This is a genomic window from Ensifer sp. M14 (genome assembly GCF_003355565.1).
Classification (GTDB): domain Bacteria; phylum Pseudomonadota; class Alphaproteobacteria; order Rhizobiales; family Rhizobiaceae; genus Ensifer.
In genome coordinates this window covers 4314501-4337250 of record NZ_QJNR01000004.1, presented here as the reverse complement: position 1 = coordinate 4337250, position 22750 = coordinate 4314501, and the positions used below count along the sequence as shown (strand labels likewise).

The 22750-nt window shown below is 62.9% G+C and carries 20 protein-coding genes and 1 pseudogene; 17 read left to right on the top strand and 4 right to left on the bottom strand.

The window, feature by feature from the left end:
* Positions 1-5: 5 nt before the first annotated feature.
* From BLJAPNOD_RS21020 to BLJAPNOD_RS21010, 3 genes are all read right to left on the bottom strand, one after another.
* On the bottom strand, positions 6-1214 hold the full coding sequence (locus BLJAPNOD_RS21020) for an efflux RND transporter periplasmic adaptor subunit (RefSeq protein ID WP_244610985.1): 1209 nt from the start codon (positions 1212-1214) through the stop codon (positions 6-8).
* Positions 1215-1321: 107 nt separating this feature from the next.
* Positions 1322-2677, bottom strand: a complete 1356-nt coding sequence (hemA, locus tag BLJAPNOD_RS21015) for a 5-aminolevulinate synthase (RefSeq protein ID WP_115421026.1) — start codon at positions 2675-2677, stop codon at positions 1322-1324.
* A 512-nt stretch (positions 2678-3189) separates the two neighbouring features.
* Positions 3190-3978, bottom strand: a complete 789-nt coding sequence (locus tag BLJAPNOD_RS21010) for a DeoR/GlpR family DNA-binding transcription regulator (protein ID WP_077504665.1) — start codon at positions 3976-3978, stop codon at positions 3190-3192.
* Positions 3979-4237: 259 nt separating this feature from the next.
* On the opposite strand from BLJAPNOD_RS21010, the gene BLJAPNOD_RS21005 reads away from it, so the two are divergent.
* From BLJAPNOD_RS21005 to BLJAPNOD_RS20970, 8 genes and pseudogenes are all read left to right on the top strand, one after another.
* On the top strand, positions 4238-5056 hold the full coding sequence (locus BLJAPNOD_RS21005) for an inositol monophosphatase family protein (RefSeq protein WP_115421025.1): 819 nt from the start codon (positions 4238-4240) through the stop codon (positions 5054-5056).
* Positions 5057-5082: 26 nt separating this feature from the next.
* On the top strand, positions 5083-6144 hold the full coding sequence (locus BLJAPNOD_RS21000; protein WP_077504667.1) for an ABC transporter ATP-binding protein: 1062 nt from the start codon (positions 5083-5085) through the stop codon (positions 6142-6144).
* Complete coding sequence (locus BLJAPNOD_RS20995; RefSeq protein WP_077504668.1) at positions 6141-7781, top strand: iron ABC transporter permease; 1641 nt, start codon at positions 6141-6143, stop codon at positions 7779-7781. The genes BLJAPNOD_RS21000 and BLJAPNOD_RS20995 overlap by 4 nt, the downstream gene beginning before the upstream one ends.
* Before the next feature lie 65 nt (positions 7782-7846).
* Complete coding sequence (locus tag BLJAPNOD_RS20990; protein ID WP_077504669.1) at positions 7847-8827, top strand: extracellular solute-binding protein; 981 nt, start codon at positions 7847-7849, stop codon at positions 8825-8827.
* A 146-nt stretch (positions 8828-8973) separates the two neighbouring features.
* A pseudogene (locus tag BLJAPNOD_RS36030) lies at positions 8974-9081 on the top strand (peptide-methionine (R)-S-oxide reductase); the annotation flags it as partial.
* Positions 9078-9584, top strand: coding sequence for a peptide-methionine (S)-S-oxide reductase MsrA (gene msrA / locus BLJAPNOD_RS20980; protein ID WP_077504671.1), 507 nt, complete (start codon positions 9078-9080; stop codon positions 9582-9584). The pseudogene BLJAPNOD_RS36030 and the gene msrA, both read left to right, overlap by 4 nt.
* 275 nt (positions 9585-9859) lie before the next feature.
* Positions 9860-11092: a putative DNA modification/repair radical SAM protein gene (locus BLJAPNOD_RS20975; protein ID WP_077504672.1), complete on the top strand. Its 1233-nt coding sequence runs from the start codon at positions 9860-9862 to the stop codon at positions 11090-11092.
* The gene (locus tag BLJAPNOD_RS20970) at positions 11092-12561 is read left to right on the top strand and encodes a UdgX family uracil-DNA binding protein (protein WP_115421024.1); all 1470 of its coding nucleotides are present in this window, start codon (positions 11092-11094) and stop codon (positions 12559-12561) included. The genes BLJAPNOD_RS20975 and BLJAPNOD_RS20970 overlap by 1 nt, the downstream gene beginning before the upstream one ends.
* Positions 12562-12700: 139 nt before the next feature.
* Here BLJAPNOD_RS20970 and BLJAPNOD_RS20965 read toward each other — a convergent pair whose 3' ends face one another.
* Positions 12701-13669, bottom strand: coding sequence for a LysR family transcriptional regulator (locus BLJAPNOD_RS20965; protein WP_115421403.1), 969 nt, complete (start codon positions 13667-13669; stop codon positions 12701-12703).
* Positions 13670-13832: 163 nt separating this feature from the next.
* Between BLJAPNOD_RS20965 and BLJAPNOD_RS20960 the strand changes: the two genes are divergently transcribed.
* The 9 genes from BLJAPNOD_RS20960 to pcaD all read left to right on the top strand — a co-directional run bounded on the left by BLJAPNOD_RS20960 (position 13833) and on the right by pcaD (position 22477).
* Positions 13833-15023, top strand: coding sequence for a muconate/chloromuconate family cycloisomerase (locus BLJAPNOD_RS20960; protein WP_115421023.1), 1191 nt, complete (start codon positions 13833-13835; stop codon positions 15021-15023).
* Between the two features lie 2 nt (positions 15024-15025).
* A complete protein-coding gene (catC, locus tag BLJAPNOD_RS20955) occupies positions 15026-15316 on the top strand; it encodes a muconolactone Delta-isomerase (RefSeq protein WP_115421022.1) in 291 nt (96 codons plus the stop codon).
* A gap of 73 nt (positions 15317-15389) precedes the next feature.
* Positions 15390-16328, top strand: a complete 939-nt coding sequence (gene catA / locus BLJAPNOD_RS20950) for a catechol 1,2-dioxygenase (protein WP_115421021.1) — start codon at positions 15390-15392, stop codon at positions 16326-16328.
* A gap of 108 nt (positions 16329-16436) precedes the next feature.
* The gene (locus BLJAPNOD_RS20945; protein WP_115421020.1) at positions 16437-17795 is read left to right on the top strand and encodes a Rieske 2Fe-2S domain-containing protein; all 1359 of its coding nucleotides are present in this window, start codon (positions 16437-16439) and stop codon (positions 17793-17795) included.
* The gene (benB, locus tag BLJAPNOD_RS20940; RefSeq protein ID WP_115421019.1) at positions 17792-18280 is read left to right on the top strand and encodes a benzoate 1,2-dioxygenase small subunit; all 489 of its coding nucleotides are present in this window, start codon (positions 17792-17794) and stop codon (positions 18278-18280) included. The genes BLJAPNOD_RS20945 and benB overlap by 4 nt, the downstream gene beginning before the upstream one ends.
* A gap of 42 nt (positions 18281-18322) precedes the next feature.
* A complete protein-coding gene (gene benC, locus BLJAPNOD_RS20935; RefSeq protein WP_115421018.1) occupies positions 18323-19345 on the top strand; it encodes a benzoate 1,2-dioxygenase electron transfer component BenC in 1023 nt (340 codons plus the stop codon).
* A complete protein-coding gene (benD, locus tag BLJAPNOD_RS20930) occupies positions 19342-20130 on the top strand; it encodes a benzoate diol dehydrogenase BenD (protein WP_115421017.1) in 789 nt (262 codons plus the stop codon). Before benC ends, benD begins: the two co-directional genes overlap by 4 nt.
* Positions 20131-20172: 42 nt before the next feature.
* Entirely contained in the window at positions 20173-21519 is a 1347-nt protein-coding gene (locus BLJAPNOD_RS20925) for an MFS transporter (RefSeq protein ID WP_115421016.1), read from the top strand.
* Positions 21520-21658: 139 nt separating this feature from the next.
* Entirely contained in the window at positions 21659-22477 is an 819-nt protein-coding gene (gene pcaD, locus BLJAPNOD_RS20920) for a 3-oxoadipate enol-lactonase (protein ID WP_077504682.1), read from the top strand.
* The last annotated feature ends 273 nt before the right edge of the window (positions 22478-22750 follow it).

The window sequence follows — 22750 nt, the reverse complement described above, 5'->3', positions numbered from 1 at the left end:
ATGCCTCACAGGTTGGAAGCGACGACGGCGGCGGGCAGAACCGGCGTGACGCGCATGCCGGCGCGCACCAGACCGCCCGCGCGCAAGACGACCTGCTCGCCGGCCGATATCCCGGACACGATCTGAACAGCCTCGGCGGTCTTGCGACCGGTGACGACGGCGCGCGTTTCGACGGTTCCGTTCGCCACCAGCTGCACCTGGCTGCCATCGGCCGTGGGCTGGACGGCGCTGAGTGGAAGGACAATCTGCATCTGCTCCGTCGTGCGGATTTCCGCCCGCGCAAAAGCGCCGAGCCTGGGCGTGGCGGTCGGCGGAAGGGCAATGCGGACGCGCGCCATTCTGGTCGATTGTTCGATCCGCGGCGATAGATGCCGGACGGTGCCGGCAAGCGGCCCCATGCCCGAGATGTAGATCGACGCCGTCGTGGCAGGTCCGATCCGATCCATCATGCGCATGGGGACCAGAGCCTCAAGCTCGAAAAGTCCGCCCCTGGCGATGCGAAACAACGGCGTCTTGCCCGTGGCGATGTCGCCCACACGCGCGAAACGCTCGACGATGATACCGGAGGCGGGGGCACGCACGCGTGTTCGCTCGAGATGGGCAGTCAGTTCACGACGCTTGACCAGCGCTATGGCTCGCTCCGCCAGGGCGACGCGTTTCGCCTGTTGCGCGGTCGCGCGCTTGGCCTCGGCGACAAGGACATCGGCCTGACGCTGCTCGAGAACGTCGAGCGACGTTACTCCGGATTTCGAGAGCGGGTCGGCGCGAGCCAGGGCCTTGCTGGCGAGATCGAGGTTCGTTTGCGCAAGGGCTATGTTGCTCTCACTCTGGGTCAAAAGGGCATCGGCGCGCTCGATCTCGACGTCGTTCATGGCGAGCGCGATCTGGTCGAGGTCGGATGTCAAGACGGCCAGAACCTGGCCCTCTTGCACCGTATCGCCTTCCTCGACCAGGATGGAGAGAATGCCGGCGCCTTCGCTCTCCGTCCCCACAAGCACATCCTCCCGGGCGACGATCGACCCGGAGACGGTGCTTGTGGTCGTGAGGGCGCCGGGTGAAGCGTTGACGACCGATACACTCATCACGACGGCATCCTGGGCAGAGGTGGCGACCGCCAGTGCCGACCCTGCGGACGGGAAGAGGTTGCCGACAACCATCGGGTAAGCTGCCGCAAGCAGGGCCGCAACGGCAACGAGTGCGACCGAACCGACCATTCGCCTCCGCCCGCGTTTCGTTTCCGGCTCGGCCTCGGGTTCTCCGGGTGCTGGTGATGCATCGAAACATGTCGGTCGTCTGTGGATCATGACGACACCTCTTGCGCCTATGAGTGCATCTCGTGGACGGGGACATCGTCGCCCACCGTCGCGGGCATCAATGCCATCACTTTTCGACAGCCCTGGCATTGCGCGGGGTCGGGCAGAGACAGCCTGTTTGCCACGCGCCAGCGAGGCATCGTCGGTCCGATCGGCCGGGTGCGGGCGAGGTGATGCTCCGACCAGACCACATCGAGCGCGTCGACGAGATAGTCGATGTCTTCGTGACTGTGCAGCGGCGACGGGGTGATCCTCAGCCTCTCTGTGCCGCGCGGCACGGTCGGGTAGTTGATCGGCTGAATGTAGATATCGAAGCCATCGAGCAGCCGGTCGGAAACGGCCCGGCACTTGGCCGCGTCGCCGACGACGACCGGAACGATATGGCTCGGATTGTGCATATGCGGGATGCCGGCGGCGTCGAGCTTGTCGCGCAGCATGCGCACCCTGTCCTGCTGCGCCCTGCGCTCGCCCTGGCTGGTCTTCAGATGCCGGACGGAGGCAAGCGCACCGGCTGCGAGCATCGGCGGCAGTGCGGTTGTAAAGATGAAGCCGGAGGCGAAGGAGCGTACGAAATCGACAACTGGTCCCGTCGAGGCAATATAGCCCCCGACTACGCCGAACGCCTTTCCAAGCGTGCCCTGTACGATCGTCAGGCGATCCATGACGCCGTCGCGCTCGGCGACGCCCGCGCCACGGCGACCATAAAGCCCGACCGCATGGACTTCATCCAGATAGGTCATGGCCTTGTAGCGGTCGGCAACGTCGCAAAGCTCCTTGATGGGGGCGATATCGCCGTCCATCGAGTAGACGGATTCGAAGGCGACGAGCTTCGGCAGATCCGGCTCGACTTGGGCCAGACAGCGGGCGAGATCCTCCGGACTGTTGTGCTTGAAGATCCGGTAGTCGGCGCGCGAATGGCGGATACCCTCGATCATCGAGGCGTGATTGCCAGCATCCGATAGAACCACGCATCCCGGCAACTTGGCTGCAAGCGTCGACAGCGCCGCCCAGTTCGACACGTAGCCGGATGTAAACAGCAGTGCTGCTTCCTTGTGGTGAAGATCGGCCAGTTCGCGCTCGAGCAGCACATGCGCGTGGTTGGTGCCCGCGATGTTGCGCGTGCCGCCGGCTCCGGCGCCGGACAGGTCCAGCGACTGGTGCATGGCATTTCGGACTTTTTCGTGCTGTCCCATCCCGAGGTAGTCGTTGGAACACCAGACCATGACCTCGCGAACACGATCTCCCTCGTGGAGTCTGGCGTGCGGAAAGGCGCCGGCCATGCGCTCGATATCGGCAAAGACGCGATATCGCCCTTCCTGGCGCAGTCCCTCCAGGGCGTTGGTAAAAAAGACACCGTAGTCCATTGCCCCCTCCTCAGTGCGGTTGCCCGTGCTGTTGGCTCGATCTGTCCGGAATGGTCGATCTCGAGCCCTCGTATGGTAGGGCTTTCAGGGAAGGCGTGACACAGACTTAGGTTCCGCGAGGTTTTCGACGTAGGTGCCCGCCCTGCAAGACCAAAGTCTGATGCAAGATCTTGCCATCGGTAGATCGCACGACGGAAAAGGGTGCGAGGATCGTGGCCACGACCTGGAGACCGACCTTGGCGCAATCGTTGCATGACCGTTGTGCGTTGGATCCGGCAATGTTGGCATTGCTGCCGAGGCGCGGGTCGGTGATCGGCTGTCAATATCGATGCCCTGAAGCATTGGCACGGTTATCGCGTGCACCCCGAAGTTCGCGCAATCGGCTGCGAGGGCGCAAGCCCGCATGAGACGGAGCGAAACACGATGTCCTCACGGTGAAGAGGGTACGGCTTCGTGCGAAACCCTTTCGGTCCTGCAACCGGGATGACCGGTTCCGCGCGATGAAAAACGGCCTACTCGCCCGCGACGACGAGCCCCGGCACGGCCGCTGCAAGCGCTTCGAAGCCGGGTTTCTGGCGGGCTTTGGCATCGGTGATGAGGTGGGCCATCTCGCCGGTCTCACAGAAGACTGAACGGCTGACGACACCGACCTTGGAATGGTCGGCCAGGATGATCGCGCGGCCGGAGTTGCGCACCATGGCACGCGCGATCTCGGCGCCATGGAGGAAATAGTTCATCGCGCCCATCGTGGCGTCGACCCCCCAGGGGGCAAGCAGTGCAATGTCCGCGCGGTAGCGCTGGATGTCGTTGATGGTTGCCTCGCCATACGTCTCCATCGGGTCCTGCTTGACGTTTCCAGCGAGCAGGATGACGCGCGTGCCGCGCGAAAGCTCGCCCGCCCGTTCCGTCAGCTGGCTGGCCACGTCGATGGAATTGGTGAGGATGGTGAGGTTGCTGAGGCCGCTCGGGCCGGCGAGTGCCTCGGCCATGGTCGAGCTGGTCGAGCCCGCATCCATGAAGATGGTCTGCCCGCTTTCGAGGAAGGCGAGGGCGGCCGCGCAGATCGCGCGCTTCTCTTGCAAACGCTGCGAGATGCGCACGCCGAAGGTCGTGTCTTCCCGCGTTACCGGCACAGCGCCGCCGCGCACCCGACGCAACTCCCCGGCCATCTCCATTTCCATGAGATCGCGGCGGATCGTTTCGCGCGACACGCCGAAATCATCGACGATGCGGTCGATCGATACCTGGCCATAGGCCGCAAGCAGCGAACGGATTTTCTGCTGACGCTCTTCTTGCCACATCGCGAAGCCTCCCTTGCCGCTTCTTGATATGCGACGCCTCGCATTGCCACAAGTGACATGTGGATCGCCGCATAAAAACACATATTGCCACTAAAAACACATATTGCCACATACGCAAATTGCCTGTAGGTAGATCGCAGAGGTCGCAGACGGCCCGAACAATTTCTTCAATCAGTCGGAAGCCAGAGCCGGCGCCCATCCTGCATGCACTGCGGGAGCGATGGCGGCTGCCGACAAACGGGAAAGCGTAAAACAGAGAATGACCAGCGCCGCCCTCATCGAAGACAAGCATGTGGCATTCGCCGTGGAACTGGCGGATGTCGCTCGGGCCGTGCTCAGGGAAAACCGCCTGGCGCGGGTCGACGTCTCGGTCAAGGCGGACCGCAGCCTTGTGACGGCCATGGACATCCTCATCGAGGACCGGCTGCGCAGCATGATTGCAGCGCGGTATCCCTCCCACGGCATCATCGGCGAGGAGCGCGACTGGGTGCGCCCCGGCAGCGAGCATGTCTGGGTGCTCGATCCGATCGACGGTACGACCGCCTTCATCGCCGGCATGCCGGTCTACGGCACGTTGATCGCGCTTGCCATCGGCGGCGTGCCGCATCTCGGCGTTATCGACATTCCGGCAATCGATTCCCGCTGGATCGGCGCTGAAGGCCGGCGCACGACGCGCAATGGTCAGAAGGTCAGCGTGCGTTCCTGCCCCTCGCTTGCCGAGGCGATCATGACCAACAGCAACCAGGATTATCTGGCACAGAACGAACGTCCGGCGCTCGACCGGCTGCGCGCGGCCACCAGCGCGCGGGTCTATGGCGGGGCGAGCCTCAACTATGGCCTTCTTGCCGATGGGCGCACCGATCTGGCGCTCGACGGGGGCCAGAAGGTTTTTGATTTCGCGCCCTTCCGGCCCATCGTCGAAGGCGCCGGCGGTATCGTCACGGACTGGTCCGGCGCGCCGCTGACGCTGGAAAGCTCCGGCCAGCTGCTGGGGGCGGGCGACGCCAGGGTGCACGCCCAGGCGCTCGATCTCGTCAAGGACATGAAATCCGGCTCTGCCGTTTCGGCCAACGCATAAGCCTGAAGACAAAGAAGAGGGAACTCATGGGCATAGCGATCTCCAACCTGTCGGTGCGATACGGCGCCGAGACCGTCATTTCCGGCTTGTCGCTGGATATTCCGCAAGGCTGCTTCTTCACGCTGCTCGGCCCCTCCGGTTGCGGCAAGACCACACTGCTGCGCACCATTGCCGGCTTTGCGCCGGCAAGCGGCGGCCAGATCCGTTTCGGCGGCCGCGATGTCACCGAACTCCCGCCCCACAAGCGCGCGATCGGCATGGTGTTCCAGGACTATGCGCTCTTCCCCGACAAGACGGTGGCCGACAACGTCGCCTACGGCCTGCGCGCCCGCGGCGAAAAGGGCGGGGGTGTCGAGCGCAAGGTGAAGGCCGCACTCGAGCGGGTCGGCCTTGGCCATCTGCTTTCGCGCCATCCGGCAGCGCTTTCCGGCGGCCAGCGCCAGCGCGTGGCGCTCGCCCGCGCGCTGGTCATCAAGCCGACTGTCCTGCTGATGGACGAGCCGCTTTCCAATCTCGATGCGAAACTCCGCGTCCAGATCCGCGAGACGATCATCGAATTGCAGCGCGAGGCGAACATCACCACGGTCTTCGTGACGCACGACCAGGAAGAAGCCCTGTCCATGTCCGATCTGATCGGTGTGATGAACAAGGGCAAGGTCGAGCAGCTGGGCACGCCGCAGCAGATCTATGCGACGCCGCGCACCGGCTACGTCGCCGATTTCGTCGGAGCGGCGAACCGCACCGAAGTTGCCGTGCGCCCGACCGCTCCCGGCCGCGTCGAGGTCGATGTCGCCGGCAGCCGCCTGCTGGCAACCGACGCGCTGGAAGGCCCCGCCGAGCACGGCCTCCTCGTTCTTCGACCGGAGGATCTGAAGATTTCTTCAGCACCGGTAGCCGGTCTGCAGTCGTTGCCGGCGACCATCCGTGGCCGGCAATATCTCGGCGCCCGCACCAGCTACAGCGTCGAATGCGCAGGCGGCCTCGTCCTCAATGCCGAAATGCACGGCGCAGGGCACGACGCCTTCCTGCCGGGTGCCGCTGTCCACCTCGGCTTCGATCCCGCCGCGGCAAGGGTGATCCGGTCATGAACCCGTCCGCTCTGCGCTCCCCCTGGCCCTGGTTTTCCGCGCTGGCGCTTGCTCTTCTCGGCGTCTTCGTCGTCTATCCGCTGCTTTACATCTTTACCGCGAGCTTCTTCGGAGACGGCGGCTCGGGTTGGGTCCAGCTCATGCATGATGGGCGCAGCCTAGCGGCCATCGGCAATACGCTGGTGCTCGCCTGCGTCGTCACCTTGTGTTCGACGCTGATCGGCGTGCCCCTTGCCTATGTCTCGGCGCGCTTCCGTTTCCGCGGCAAGCTGCTGATCACGCTGCTGCCGCTTATCACCTTGGTCATTCCGGAAGTCGTGACGGCGCAGACCTGGCTGATGATCCTTGGTAACAACGGCGTCATCACCCGCTTCCTGAAGGGCCACGGGATCTTCCTTCCGAGTTTCTACGGCTGGTTCGGCCTCATCACCTCGATGAGCTTCATCTACTACACCTATGTCTACATCGGTACGGTGGCGGCCATCGGCAAATTCGATGCGCAGCTCGAGGAAGCCGCCCAAAGCCTCGGAACGGCGCCGGTGCGCTCGCGCTTCCATGTCATGTTGCCGGTCATTCGCCCGGCGATCCTTGCCTCGGCGCTGCTTGTCTTCACCATGGTCGTCGGCAATTTTGCGATCTCGACCATCCTTGGCCATAACGTGCCGCTGCTCTCGGTCGCGATCTACCAGGCGGCCGTGGCGGAGGGGGCAAGCAACCTCACCATGCAGAGCACGCTTGCCAGCACCTCCGTGTTGATCGTCATGGGTCTGCTCTTCGTCAACCGCCGCATCATCGCCGGGGGCCGCTACGAGATCGTGCAGGGCAGGGGCGCCAAGCCCCAGCCGCTGAAGGGTGGCCAGGGCGTGCTCGTCAGCGCTGCGGCCGGCGTCGTCGTTGCCATCTCGCTCTTGCCGCTCGTCACCATTGCCGTCGGCGCCTTCACGGTTTCGCGCGGCCCCGTCATGCGCTGGGGCGAATGGACGCTCGACAACGTGGCCCGCGTCTTCATCACGGCGCCCGGTCCGTTGGTCAACTCGATCCTCTACGCCGGCATCGCAACGCTCATTTCGGTCGCCTTCAGCACGCTGGTCAGCTACCTCGTCGTCAAGAAACCGAACCTGGTGACGCCGCTGATCGACTATGTCTCGGCCATTCCGCTGGCGCTCTCGGGCACCGTTCTCGGCGTCGGGCTTCTCGCCTCCTTCAACGATGGCTTCCTTTCGCTGACCGGCACCTCGACGATCATCGTGCTCGCCTATGTCATCCGCCGCATGCCCTTCGGCATGCGCAACGGTCAGGCGATCCTGCACAACATCCCGAACTCCATCGAAGAAGCCTCGATCAGCCTCGGCTCGCCGCCGTTCAGGACGTTCCTGCGCGTGGTGCTGCCGATGATGCTGCCCGCCGTCGCCTCGGCCGCGATCCTGACCTGGACGACCACCGTTTCCGAACTCTCGGCCTCGCTGCTCGTCTATTCCGGCGGCCGCGAAACCTTGCCGATCCAGATCTTCCGGCTGATCGACTCGGGCCTGATGGCCTATGCCTCGGCCTATGGCCTGGTGCTGGTCGCCGTGATCCTGCTGCCGGTCGTGATCGCCACGACCGTGTTCAAGGTGGACCTGTTCGGTTCGAAGTGAAGATCAACGACCATCCGGCCGCGTGAGGGACGCGGCCGATCTCAGACCAACCAGGAGGAACTGCCATGATGAAACTTGCCGCAACGACCATGCTTCTCGCCGGCTTTGCCGCCGCGGGCGCCGAGGCCGCCGATCCCGTAATCTACACCACCAACCCGGTCCCGGCCGTCGAGGCCGTGCAGGCCGTCATCAAGGAGAAGACGGGGGTGACGACCGGCATCATTACCGGCGGCAGCGGTGTCTTGCTGCGCCGCATCGAGGCGGAGAAGGCCGCCCCCCAGGGCGACGTCTTCTGGTCGTCCTCGGCCAACACCATGGGCGCTTTCAAGGATGTGCTCGAACCCTACACCTCGCCGGAATTGGCCGCGATGCCTGCGGACCTGCGTGTTCCCGAAGATTACTTCCAGCCCGCCAACGTCCATGTCGTTACCGTGATGGTGAACACCGAACAGCTGAACGGCGCCGCAGCGCCGGCCGACTGGAAGGACCTCGCCGATCCGACCTGGAAGGGTCGTATCGTCCTGCCCGATCCGGCCAACAGCTCGACCGGCTACACGATCGTCTGGGGTCTGTCGAAGCTGCTCGATGAGACGACCTACAAGGCGCTGGTTGCCAACCTCGTCGTCAGCAGTTCGTCTTCGGCCGTGCCGAAGGGCGTGGCCATGGGCGAATATGCCGTCGGCTTCACCTTCGAGACGAACAGCTACAGCTATGTCGACGGCGGCCAGACGGAGATCAGCATCGTCTACCCGTCCTCGGGAACCTTCACGACGCCGGAATTCGCCGCGCTGGTCAAGGGTGCGCCGGCTGGCGACAACGCCAAGAAGACAATCGATACGCTGCTCTCCAAGGAAGCGCAGATCGAGCTGCTGAAGGTCGCCTTTCGCCGTCCGAGCCGCACGGACATCCAGGTTTCCGACTTCGTGAAGCTGCCGGAACTCGCCTCGATCAAGGTCTTCAAGATCGACGAGGAAGAGGCCGCCCGCAGCCGCGATGCATTCCTCGCGGAATGGGCGGCTCTGCCGAAGGCCGGGTCGAGCAAGTAGCGATCCTGCCGCGCAAGGAAGCCGCCTCGGGCTCGCGCCTCAACGCGACTTCCTTACGGCGTGGGGTGGTGTGCGGGCAACTCTCCCGCCTGCACGCCACCATCCCTGACTTGCGTTGCGCCGGGTCTGAAGTCTTTGCCTGCGCCGGGCTGCGTTCTTGGATCAACTCCGCGGCACTGCGGTTCATTCCGCTCGGCGAAATGGACGCCGGGCGCTATGGTGCCTATCTCAAGCAAGTGGAGACTAACAAATGACCGAGAAAGCTGTTTTGGCTGGTGGCTGCTTCTGGGGCATGCAGGATCTGATCCGAGCGCTGCCCGGTGTCATCGAGACCCGCGTGGGCTATACCGGCGGCGATGTGGCCAATGCCACCTATCGCAACCATGGTACACACGCTGAAGCCATTGAGATCGTTTTCAATCCCGAGATGATCAGCTATCGCCGGATTCTGGAGTACTTCTTCCAGATTCACGATCCAACCACGCTCGACCGGCAGGGCAACGATATCGGCACCTCCTACCGATCGGCGATTTACGTTCTTGGGGATGAGCAGCGGCGAATAGCCGAAGATACCATCGCGGATGTGGACGCGTCGGGCCTTTGGCCAGGAAAAGCCGTGACATCGGTCGAGCCGGCTGGCGACTTCTGGGAAGCGGAGCCGGAGCACCAGGACTACCTGAAGCGTTATCCGAACGGCTACACTTGCCACTTTCCGCGGGCGAATTGGGTGCTGCCCAAGCGGGAGGCGGCCGCCTAGGCTGCAGCCTGCCTGGCAACGGTGGAAGGCGTTCCGGCTCGAAAGCTGGAACGTCGGATACCCTCGCCGTTGCGGCCCCATGCCCATCGCTGGCCCGCCGGAACGAGTGGCTCCAACCGCCTCGCTCGAAGGTGCCATCGATATCGCCCGGCCCGCGGCCGTCGCTATCCCCAACGGTCTTCGGCCAGCCTGCAAAATCGCAAAGCCGCGCACGAGCCGGATTGCAGCAGCTTGAATGTTGACGCAAGTGCGAATGGAACATATAGTGAACAAACATGAAGAAGTCACTCAAAGAACGGCTCGCAATCCTCTCGGATGCGGCAAAGTACGACGCCTCGTGCGCTTCGAGTGGAACCGTCAAGCGAAGCTCGGCGGACACCGGCGGGTTGGGGTCGACGGAAGGCTCCGGCATTTGTCATGCCTACGCTCCCGATGGCAGATGCATTTCGCTCCTCAAGATACTGCTGACGAACTTCTGCATCTACGACTGCGCCTATTGCATCAACCGGTCGTCAAGCAATGTCGAGCGGGCCAGGTTTACGGTCGAAGAAGTCGTCTGGCTGACGATGGAATTCTACCGGCGCAACTATATCGAAGGGCTGTTTCTCTCATCCGGTATCATTCGGTCATCGGATTACACGATGGAAGAGATGGTCCGCATCGCCCGGGCTTTGCGCGTTGACCACAATTTCTCAGGATACATTCATCTGAAATCCATCCCCGAGGCGTCGCCGCTTCTGGTCGAGCAAGCCGGTCTTTATGCCGACCGGCTTTCCATCAACATCGAACTTCCGACCGATGCGGGCCTTGCGGCCTACGCGCCGGAAAAGCGGCCGGGTAATATCCGCAGATCGATGGGGGAGTTGCGGCTGAAGATCGATGAGGCCAATGACGCGACACTGCAGACCAAGCGAAGGAAACGCTTCGTGCCGGCGGGTCAAAGCACACAGATGATCGTCGGAGCCGACGAGGCAAATGACCGAGTGGTCCTTGCCACGAGCGCCAGGCTCTATGGCAGCTACGGATTGCGCCGGGTGTACTATTCGGCCTTCAGTCCCATTCCCGATGCGTCCCGCAAGCTGCCGCTGATCAAGCCACCGATGATGCGCGAGCACAGGCTTTATCAGGCGGACTGGCTCTATCGTTTCTATGGGTTCGACATCGATGAGATTACCGCCAACCAGCCGGATGGCATGCTCGATCTCAAGCTTGACCCCAAGCTTTCGTGGGCGCTGGCCAATCGGCATTTTTTCCCGCTCGACGTCAATGCCGCGTCGAGAGAGGCGCTGTTGCGCGTTCCAGGCCTTGGCACGAAGGCCGTGAGGGCCATTCTTTCTGCACGTCGTTTGCGTCGTCTGAGGTTGGAGGATCTCGCCCGCCTGCACGTCTCGGTCAAGAAGGTGCGTCCATTCCTGTCGACGGAGGGCTGGACGCCGCACAAGTTGATCGACCGATCGGATTTGCGCTCGATGTTCGAGCCCAGGCCCGAACAGCTGGATCTGTTTTGATGCGGGTCGTTGCCCTGGAAGGACGTGGAGAGCTGGGCGAATGGCGCGATGCGGCGCGCAGGCTGCTGCTGGCGGGTGTGCCGCCAGAGGCGGTTGAATGGCATCAAGGGGCCGGTGCAAGCGCCGATCTGTTTGATCGGGAGCGCGGTGATCCGGAGAAGCAAGCGCCGTTGGAGCATGCCTCACCGGCGTTGACTGTGCCCAGGCTGTTCCTTGACCTTGCGGTCGCTGCCATTTGTCATGCCGATCCGGTTCGTTTCGGCGTTCTCTACCGCGTTCTCCATCGGCTGCAACGGGATCGAAACCTGCTGGGTATCGCAACGGATGGCGATGTCGCGGCTCTGCACGGATTGGCGAAATCGGTCCGGCGCGACAGCCACAAGATGACGGCCTTTGTTCGTTTCAAGGAGGTCGGTCCGTGTGGAGAGGCCGTCCGCCGCCGGTTCGTCGCATGGTTCGAACCGGATCATTACATCGTCGCTCGGGTCGCACCGTTCTTTCACAGGCGGTTTTTCGACATGGATTGGATGATCGCAACCCCGCGCGGCATCGCCGCTTGGGACGGCAAGGTGCTGGAGGTGTCGTCAACTCCGGGCCAAAAGACCTCGTTGTCGGACGACACCGAAGAACTCTGGCGCACCTATTTTTCCAGCATTTTCAATCCTGCGCGACTGAAGGTGAAGGCGATGCAGGCGGAAATGCCGAAGAAGTATTGGAAAAATCTGCCGGAGGCCTCGCTCATACCCGCGATGATCGCAGGTGCGGAGGCGAGCGTCGTTGCCATGGGCGAGCGAATAGCTAGAGACCCGCCGGCCTTTCATGCGCGCATTGAGGCCGCAGCAAACGCGCCGCGAGATGAGCCGCCGCCGTTGCGCGGGACATGGGAGGGCCTTCGTGCCGAGGCTGCCGGCTGTACGCGGTGCCCGCTCCATTGCAGCGCCACGCAGACGGTGTTCGGAGAAGGGCCGACCGATGCCCCAATCATGATCGTCGGCGAACAGCCCGGAGACCAGGAGGATCTGGCAGGGCGACCCTTTGTCGGACCGGCCGGCAAGCTTTTTGACGCGGCGGCGCACGAAGCCGGGCTCGATCGCCGTTCCCTCTATGTCACCAATGCCGTCAAGCATTTCAAATACGAGATGCGTGGCAAGCGGCGCCTGCACCAAAGACCCGATGCCGGCGAGGTCGAACATTGCAGATGGTGGCTCGATCTGGAGCTGGCATTGGTCAAGCCGAAGCTGGTCGTGGCGCTGGGGGCGACAGCGCTGTTCGCGCTCACCGGCGAGCGCCCGAAGATGGCCGATGTCAGGGGATCGATACGGCGCTCAGACCATGGTCCGGCCGTGTTCGTCACAGTTCATCCATCCTTCCTGCTGCGCATTCCGGATGCCGCGCGCCGAGAGGTCGAGATGGCCCATTTTAAGCGGGACCTTGCCACAGTCGCTGCGTTCGAAGCGCGCTGGTCATGAAAATGGTTCGGCTGGTCGCGAAACTCCGGCCGGCAGAGATGGCCGATTGCCGTGCGCGGCTGTCAGGCCGGGACGCACGTCGCTCCGGCGATGGCTCGAAGTCGAAGCGACCGTCTTGCCAGGCCGGGTATGGTGCCTGTTAGAACGTCTCAAGGTGCGCGGCTGGGCTGCCGTCCGAGCCATGGTTGGGAACAAAGTTGTATGCCGGATCCAGCCAGGGCGGGTTTTCCGCGTACATTTCCTCGATCAGCCGTTTGACAAGTTCGATGTACCGGGAACTGTCGCCGACGCGATGGCTGAGGATGACCGGCGAGGTTGCGCCCTCTCCCTCAAGCAGACGGTAGTGCACGTCTGACCGCATCTGCCGTGCGGAGGAGGGGATGATGCACACGCCGGCTTCGGCGGCCACAAGTCCGAGGGCGGTCTGGATTTCCCGCACTTCCTGAACCTCGGCCGGACGCGCGTCATGGCTCTGCAGCAGGTTCAGCACATGGTCGGCATAGCCGGGGCGGGGTTCCTTGGGGTAGACAATGACCTTCTGACCGGCAAGGGCGGCGACCGCAAGCGGCGAAGCGTCTTCCGCAAGGGCGGTATCCTTCGGTATTGCCACGACAAGACGTTCCTCGCGCAACACCATGCCGACCACGTTCGGGTCGCTGTGCCGCAGACGACCGAAGCCGATGTCGATGCGGCCCTCCTTGAGCGCCGGGATCTGCTGGACGGAGACCATTTCCAACAGCTGGATGTCCACTTCCGGGGCGTGCTGGCGCAGTTTTCGCACCAGCGACGGCAAACCGCCGTACAAGGTCGAGGCAACGAAGCCGATGGACACGACGCTGTTCTGGTTCAAGCCGACGCGGCGGGTTGCCGCCTGCATCTGTTCGACCCGGCCGAGCACCTGCAGCGCCTGTTCGTAAAACAGGCGTCCCGCCTCAGTCAGCCGGACCGGGCGGCTCTTGCGGATGATGAGCGGGACGCCGAGGTCCTCCTCAAGCAACTGGATCTGCCGGCTCAGGGGCGGTTGGGCGATGTGCAGCATCTGGGCTGCGCGGGTAAAATTTCGCTCGCGTGCGACGGCGACGAAATAGCGAAGCTGGCGAAGATCCATCATTTGCTTGCACCCCTTATACCGATTTCGCAGGTGTCGAGGATATGCTGCACCGCGGGAAGTGCAGATAGCGTGACACTTTTTCGCCTATGATACCAGAAAGGTATCGTAGCAGACGCAATTGATGTTGGACGGGACTTCGCGCCCGGCGCAAAGTCGCCTCATGAACACGACCTTGACATCCGTTGGCCCGACCGCAGCAGCGTTCCCCGTCGTGGAACGCATCGAGACCCTGCTCGTCGATCTGCCGACCATCCGGCCGCACAAGCTCTCGGTGGCGACCATGAACGGTCAGACCCTGATGCTGGTCAAAGTCTATTGCAGCGACGGCATCGTCGGCATCGGCGAGGGCACCACGATCGCGGGGCTGGCCTATGGCGGCGAAAGCCCGGAGAGCATGAAGCTCGCGGTCGATACCTATTTTCGGCCGGTCATGGTCGGTCAGGACGCAACCGCTGTTCGGGCGCTGATGGCGCGCATCGGCAAGATGGTCAAGGAGAACCGCTTCGCCAAATGTGCGGTTGAAACCGCGCTGCTCGATGCGCATGGCAAGCGGCTCGGCCTGCCCGTCAGCGAGCTGCTGGGTGGGCGCATGCGAAGCCGTCTGCCTGTCGCCTGGACCCTGGCGTCCGGTGATACGAAGACCGATATCGCCGAGGCCGAGAAGATGCTCGACCTGCGCCGGCACCGGATTTTCAAGCTGAAGATCGGCGCACGACCGCTGCGCCAGGACATCGCCCATGTTGCGGCAATCAAGCGGGCGCTGGGCGAGCGTGCCTCGGTGCGGGTCGATGTGAACATGGCGTGGAGCGAGATAGATGCTGCCTTCGGTATGGCCGCCCTGGCGGACGCCGGTTGCGACCTGATCGAACAGCCGGTCGCCTCGGCTGCGGCACTGGCGCGGCTCGTGCGTCGCTTTCCCGTCGCGCTGATGGCCGATGAATCGCTGCACGGCCCCGAAAGCGCGTTCGAGATCGCGAAAGTCAGCGGTGCGGACGTGTTCGCCGTCAAGATCGAACAAAGCGGCGGGCTGTTCAATGCCCAGCGGGTGGCGGCGATCGCCGACGCTGCCGGCATCGGCCTTTATGGCGGCACGATGCTCGAAGGAGCCTTCGGCACGGTGGCATCGGCGCAGGTGTTCTCCACCTTTCCGAACCTTCAATGGGGCACCGAGCTGTTCGGGCCGCTGCTGCTGACGGAAGAGATCCTGGCGACACCGCTCATCTACAGCGAGTTTGAGCTGACGGTTCCCTCCGGACCTGGGCTCGGCATCGAACTCGATGAAGAGCGTCTGGCCTTCTTCACGCGCGATGAACTGCGCAAGACAATCAGCGTTGCCGGGCAAGGAGGCTGAACATGCTCTTTCATGTGCGCATGGACGTGAACATTCCAGGCGATCTCCCTCAGACCGAGCTGGCGGACGTCATCGCCCGGGAAAAGGCCTATTCGCAGGACCTGCAGAAGAGCGGCAAATGGCGCCACATCTGGCGCATCGTCGGCCAGTACGCCAACTACAGCGTCTTCGACGTCAAGGACAATGCGGAACTGCACGAGATCCTTTCCGGCCTTCCGCTGTTCAAATTCATGGATATCGAGGTGACGCCGCTCGTGCGGCATCCCTCGGCGGTTCGCGACGACGATAGCTAGACCATCTCTGGCGCCGCGCCCGGGAGGACGCGAATGGCGCGAATTTATTGAACAATCCAAGAGGAGGATGAAAATGAACGTGCAGATCTTCGACAGGCCGGAGACACAGGACTTTCTCAAGGTTCTGAGCGGCCTCAGCAACAGCAACGGCAACCCACGCGTCAAGCAGATCGTCCATCGGATCATGTCGGACCTGTTCAAGGCGATCGACGATCTCGATATCACCCCCGATGAATACTGGACCGGCATTGCCTGGCTCAACGAGATCGGCGCCACCGGCCAGGCGGGGCTGATCTCGCCCGGTCTCGGCCTCGACCATTTCCTCGACGAGCGCCTCGACGCGATCGATGAGGCTCTCGGCATCGAGAACCCAACCCCACGCACCATCGAAGGCCCGCTCTATGTGGCAGGCGCGCCGGTATCGCACGGCTTTGCCCGCCTCGACGACGGCACCGACGAAAACGGCCACACCCTGATCATGCATGGCACCGTATTTGGCGCCGGCGGCAAGCCTTTGCCGGGCGCCACCGTCGAAGTCTGGCACTGTGATACGCGCGGCTTCTATTCCCATTTCGACCCGACGGGAAAACAGGCGCCGTTCAACATGCGCCGCACGATCGTCGCGGATGAAAACGGCTGTTACAAGTTCCAGAGCATCGTGCCGCATGGCTATGGCGTGCCACCCGGCAGCCCCACCGAGCGGCTGTTGTCGGCACTCGGCCGTCATGGCCAGCGCCCGGCGCATATCCACCTGTTCATCAGCGCCGGCGACCATCGCAAGTTGACGACCCAGATCAATATCGAAGGCGATCCGCTGGTTGACGACGATTTCGCCTATGCGACGCGAGACGGCCTGGTTCCGGCCGTCACCGAACGGACCGACGAGGCCAGCATCAAGGCCAACGGTCTGGCCGGCCCCTTTGCGGAGATCAGGTTCGACATCCACCTGACGGCCCTGGTCGACGGCATCGACAACCAGGTCAACGAACAGCGCAAGCGCGCAGCCGCCTGAGCGGCAAAACCGGCGGCCCGGATGGGCCGCCCCCCCAACAATCATCGTCATCGACGACTGTGTTGCAAAGGCTGCGCCCGATGGTGCGCGCTTTGCGGGAGATAGATCATGTCTGCGATCATCGACAAAGCCCGGGACCTCAATCATCTGCTGGCCACCGCCGTGCAGGACGACAAGGAGGCCGGCATATTCCGTTGCCGCCGCGATATCTTCACCAACGAACACCTGTTCGAGCTGGAGATGAAGCACATCTTCGAAAGCAACTGGGTCTATCTCGCCCATGAGAGCCAGATCCCTGACAACAACGACTACTACACGACCACTATCGGTCGGCAGCCGGTGGTCGTCACGCGCGACAAGCACGGCGAGTTGCACGCGGTCATCAATGCCTGCGCCCATCGCGGCGCGATGTTGTGCCGTCGCAAGCACGGCAACAAGGGCAGCTTTACCTGTCCGTTCCATGGCTGGACTTTTTCCAACAACGGTAAGCTTTTGAAGGTCAAGGACGAGAAGTCGACGCAATACCCGCCGCAGTTTGCCAAGGATGGCTCGCACGACCTGAAGCGCGTCGCCCGGTTCGAAAGCTATCGCGGCTTCCTGTTCGGCAGCCTCAAGCAGGATGTGCCAGCGCTCGAGGACTATCTCGGCGAAACCAAGGTGATCATCGACCAGATCGTCGACCAGGCGCCTGATGGCCTGGAAGTTCTGCGGGGCAACTCGTCCTACGTCTATGACGGCAACTGGAAACTGCAGATGGAGAACGGCTGCGACGGCTATCACGTCAGCTCCGTGCACTGGAACTATGCCGCCACCATGGGGCGGCGCAACGAGGAGGGCACGAAGGCGGTTGACGCCAACAGCTGGAGCCGCTCGGTCGCAGGCGTCTACGGGTTCGAAAACGGCCATATCCTGTTGTGGACCAACACCATGAATCCCGAGGTCCGGCCGGTCTACAGCCGGCGGGAGGAGATCACGGCGCGGGTTGGTGAGGACAAGGCCGATTTCATCGTCAACCAGACGCGCAATCTCTGCCTCTACCCGAATGTCTTCCTGATGGATCAGTTCAGCACCCAGATCCGCGTCACACGGCCGATCAGTGTCGACAAGACCGAGATCAGCATCTTCTGCTTCGCGCCGAAAGGTGAGAGCGCCGCCGACCGCGCGTTGCGCATCCGCCAATACGAGGATTTCTTCAACGTCTCCGGCATGGGCACGTCCGACGACCTGGAGGAATTCCGGGCCTGCCAGCAAGGCTATGCCGGAACGACAGCGCTCTGGAACGACCTGTCGCGCGGCGCGCCGTTGTGGATCGATGGCCCCGACGAAAACGCCAAGCGCATGGGCATCGAGCCGTTGTTGTCAGGAGAGCGCAGCGAGGACGAGGGGCTCTTCGTCCGCCAGCATGAATACTGGGCCAAGGTGATGCGTGACGCGCTGACAGCCGAAAAGAGCGGAGTGGTGGCATGAGCATTTCCTACGACGCCATCTGCACCTTTCTCTATCGCGAAGCGCGCCTTCTGGACGATCGCCAATGGGACGAGTGGCTGACCTGCTATGCCCCGGACGTGACCTACTGGATGCCGGCCTGGGACGATGATGACCAACTCACCGAGGATCCGCATTCCGAGATTTCGCTGATCTATTACCCAAGCCGCGACGGGCTCGAAGACCGGGTGTTTCGCATCAAGACCGAGCGCTCCGGCGCCTCCACGCCGGAGCCGCGCACCAGTCACAATGTGACGAATGTCGAGGTGCTGGAGGATCGGGGCGATGAGGTCGATCTGCGCTACAACTTCCAGACCTTGAACCATCGCTACAAGGTCACCGACCAGTTCTTCGGAACCATGTTCGTCACGCTGCAAAAGCACGGCGACAGGCTGCTGATCGCCAGCAAGAAGATCGTGCTGAAGAACGATTACATCCGCCAGGTCGTCGACGTCTACCACCTGTGACGCGCGTCGGCGGTCGGAACAGGGACTGAAGAGGAGGGTTCCATGAGCTGCTACAAGATCGCATTGAACTTCGAGGACGGGGTCACCCGTTTCATCGAATGCAAGGCCGGCGAGAAAGTACTCGACGCCGCCTTCCGCAACAAGATCAACCTGCCGATGGACTGTTCCGATGGCGTGTGCGGCACCTGCAAGTGCCGGGCCGAGAGCGGCAGCTACGACTTGGGCGACGACTTCATCGACGATGCGTTGACCTCGGATGAGGCCGAGAGCGGCCTCGTGCTGACCTGCCAGATGAAGCCGACGTCGGATTGCGTGGTCGCAGTTCCAACGACATCAGCGGCGTGCAAAACCGGACAACAGAGTTTCGCCGCGACGGTTTCTCGGGTGAACCCGCACAATGACGCGGCGATTGTTCTCGAGCTCGACGTCGACGCAGCCCCCGCCTTCCTGGCTGGCCAATACGCCAACATCGACGTGCCGGGAAGCGGCCAGAGCCGCTCCTACTCGTTCAGCACGGCGCCAGGGCAAGGGCGCATCGGCTTCCTCATCAAGAAGATCCCCGGTGGGCTGATGAGCAATTGGCTGGAGCACGCCGAGATCGGAACGACGCTGCAACTGACCGGGCCGCTTGGCAGCTTCTATCTCCGTGAGGTTCAGAGGCCGCTTTTGTTCATCGCCGGCGGTACCGGGCTTGCGCCGTTTCTGTCGATGCTGGAAGTGCTCGCCCGCGAAAATTCCACGCAACGCATCCACCTGATCTATGGCGTCACGCGCGATCTCGATCTGGTCCTCGTCGACGAGATCGAGGCCTATACAAAGCTGCTTGCCAACTTCAGCTTTACGACCGTCGTGGCCGAGGAAACCTCCAGCCACCCCCGCAAGGGCTGGGTCACGCAGCACATGCCGGCCGAAATGCTCAACGATGGTGACGTCGACGTCTATCTCTGCGGCCCGCCGCCGATGGTCGATGCGGTCCGTGGGCATTTCGACGAAAACGGCGTGACGCCGAACAGCTTCCACTACGAGAAGTTCACGCCGAATGCGGTTGCGAAGGTGGCCGCATGAGTGCGCAGCGCTTTAAAGATCGATTTTCCGGCAAGGTGCTGGTGGTGACCGGCGCGGCGCAGGGTATCGGTCGTGCGGTGGCGATCCGCGCGGCAGAGGAGGGCGGGCGGGTCCTGTTCGTCGACCGCGCCGGCTTCGTCGCCGATGTTGCGGCCGAGGCCCGGGACGCTGAAACCGCGGCTTTCATCGCCGACCTCGAAACCTATGAAGGGGCTGCAGCCGCAATGCACTTCGCAGCGGAGACCTTCGGCGGCATCGATGTGCTGATCAACACGGTCGGTGGGGCAATCCGCATGCGCCCCTACGGCGAATTCGAGCCGCAGCAGATCGATGCGGAAATCCGCCGCTCGCTGATGCCGACGCTCTACTGCTGTCACGCCGTATTGCCGCATCTGTTTGCGCGTGGGGGCGGCACGATCGTCAACGTCTCGTCGAATGCAACGCGGGGCATCCACCGTGTGCCCTATTCGGCGGCGAAGGGCGGGGTGAACGCCCTGACGCAATCGCTCGCCATGGAACTCGCCGATCGCAACATCCGCGTGGTCGCCACGGCACCGGGAGGCACCGAGGCGCCGCCGCGCCGCATCCCACGCAATGCCGCGGGCGACAGCGAGGCCGAGAGGGGCTGGATGGGCGAGGTCGTGGAGCAGGTGAAGCAATCCACCTTCATGAAGCGGTATGGGACCATCGAGGAGCAGGTGGCGCCGATCCTGTTTCTGGCCTCGGATGAGGCGTCCTACATCACGGGAAGCGTGCTTCCCGTCGCCGGGGGCGACCTCGGCTGAACACACAAGACATCCACGCGTAGGCTTCGGGGAGGAGTGATCATGCGCACCATCGATGTGAATGAAGCGATAGACAACAATCCGTTCGGGAGATTCCAGTGGTTGGTGGTCGCACTTTGCGCCCTGCTGCTGATCGTCGACGGCTACGACGTCTTCGTCGCCGGCACCGTGCTGCCGACGCTGATAGCCGAGTGGGGCCTGAGCAAGCCGCAGGCTGGTGCGCTCCAGGCCTGGGCACTGTTCGGCATGATGTTTGGCGCCCTCTTCTTCGGGTCGCTGGCCGACAGGATCGGCCGCAAGAAGGGCATAGCGATCAGCTTCCTGCTGTTCACCGTGTCGACACTGCTCACCGGCTTTGCCAACTCGCCCGAGCAGTTCAAGATCTTTCGGTTCTTTGCCGGTCTTGGTTGCGGCGGGCTAATGCCGAATGCGGTGGCGCTGATGAACGAATATGCGCCCAAGCGCCTTCGCGGCACCATGGTGGCCATCATGTTCTCCGGCTACTCGGTCGGCGGCATGGTCGCAGCAGGTCTCGGTATCGGTATCATTCCACAATTCGGCTGGAAGCCGATGTTCTTCGTCGCGGCGCTGCCATTGCTGCTCTTTCCGGTCATCTTGTGGAAGCTGCCGGAATCGCTCGGTTTCCTCATTCGTCAGGGCGAACAGGAGAAGGCGAAACGGATCTACGCGAAGCTCGCGCCTGCATCAGCCCTTGGCGCCAATGACAGGGGCGCCAATGACAGGCTGGTCTTTTCCGAGGCGAAGGGCGCGTCCGCATCGATCGCGGAACTGTTCCGTCACCAGCGCGCGTTGCGCACGCTCATGTTGTGGACCGCCTTTTTCTGCTGCCTGCTGCTCGTCTACCTGCTGTCGTCCTGGTTGCCGAAGGTGCTGCAGGAAGCCGGCTATGCCGAGAAGGCGAGCCTGCTCAGCCTCTTCTCGCTCAATTTCGGTGGTATGGCCGGCGCGATCGTCGGCGGCCGGCTGGGCGACCGCTTCGGTCTGCCGAAAGTCGTGGTCGGCTTTTTCGTTGCGGCCACCGCATCCATCGCGCTGATCGGCCTGAACCCGTCGGCGGGGATCCTTTTCCTCATGGTCTTCGTCGCCGGCGCCACCACCATCGGCACGCAGATCCTGCTCTATGCCAGCGTCGCGCAACTCTACAATCTCTCGGTCCGCTCCACCGGGCTTGGCTGGGCATCGGGCGTGGGTCGGATCGGCGCTATCGTCGGCCCGACGCTCGGCGGCGTGCTTCTGGCAAAGGAGTTTCCGCTTCAACAGAGCTTCCTGATCTTCTCGATCCCGGCGGCAGTCGCCGCGCTTGCCATGCTGGTGTTTGCGATCAGCAATGCCCGCCGATCCGACGTCGCCCGGCTTGCGACCGCCTGAGGCTATCCGGCGAACATGGCAAAGCCGATAGCTCGTAGGGGATGGTTCCTCCGCCCATTCTGGCCAGTGCTTAATGGGCGCGGGGCTATCGGCAATCCGGACACCAATCCCTCACCGCAACCACTGGAGCAATTGAGCTTTGGCCTATCTCAAGCTTTCCAATCACCGTCTGCATTACCGCATCGATGGAGGCGCTGGTGACGACAAACCCTGGCTCGTGTTCTGCAACTCCCTCGGCACCGACATGCATATGTGGGACGCTCAGGTGGATGCCCTATCGGCGCAGTACCGTATCTTGCGCTACGATTGCCGGGGGCACGGCCGGTCGTCCGCGCCGCCTTCGCCCTATTCTCTTGATGATCTCGGTGGAGATGTGCTTGCGCTGCTGGATGCGCTGGGCATCGAGTGGACGCATTTCTGCGGCCTTTCGATCGGCGGTCTTACAGGACAGTGGTTGGGCATTCATGCCGGGGAGCGCTTGAGGAAGCTCGTCCTGTGCGCGACCGCTGCGAAGATCGGCACTGCGCAAAGCTGGTCGGCTCGCATCGACGCTGTGCAAACCGGCGGGCTGGAGGCACTGGTGCCCGCGACGGCAGAGCGTTGGTTCACACCGAAGTTCCGCGCTTGCGAAGCGCGCGCTGTCGCCATGGTGCTCGACAGTTTCGCCGCCACATCGCCCGATGGATATGTAGGGTGTTGCGCGGCTCTGGCAAAGGCCGACCTGCGGGATGCGCTTGCGCAGATCGAAAACCCGCTGCTTGCCATCTCCGGCGAGCAGGATCCGGTTTGCCCGCCGGCGGATCTGGACGATATCGCGGCCAGAGTTCGGCGTGGTCGTCACGTGTCGTTGCCGGGGCGGCATATCGTCAATATTGAATCCGCCTCTTCGTTCAACGCCGTGCTTCTGGAATTCCTTGGGAGCGAGGCCACAACATGCCAATACGAACCTGGCAACTGACGCGGGCTGGCATCATCGGTGAGTCCGCCAAGGGCTGCAGCTGGCGCCAGATGGCATTGCCGAAGGCGCGGACTTGCGGAAAAAGGCCAAAAAAAGGGGCCGTCGGAAAACCGCGGCCCTTAAGTGTGAAGGTCAATAAACCTCCAGAGGGGAACAGCTGCTGCGGCGGAACTGGGAGGAGACCGCCATGTGCATCAGCTGCAGGCGTTATGCTCGTTTTTTGATCACTTGGAAAACATTTTTTGTGCAATGCAGCTATGCGTGCGTTGCACT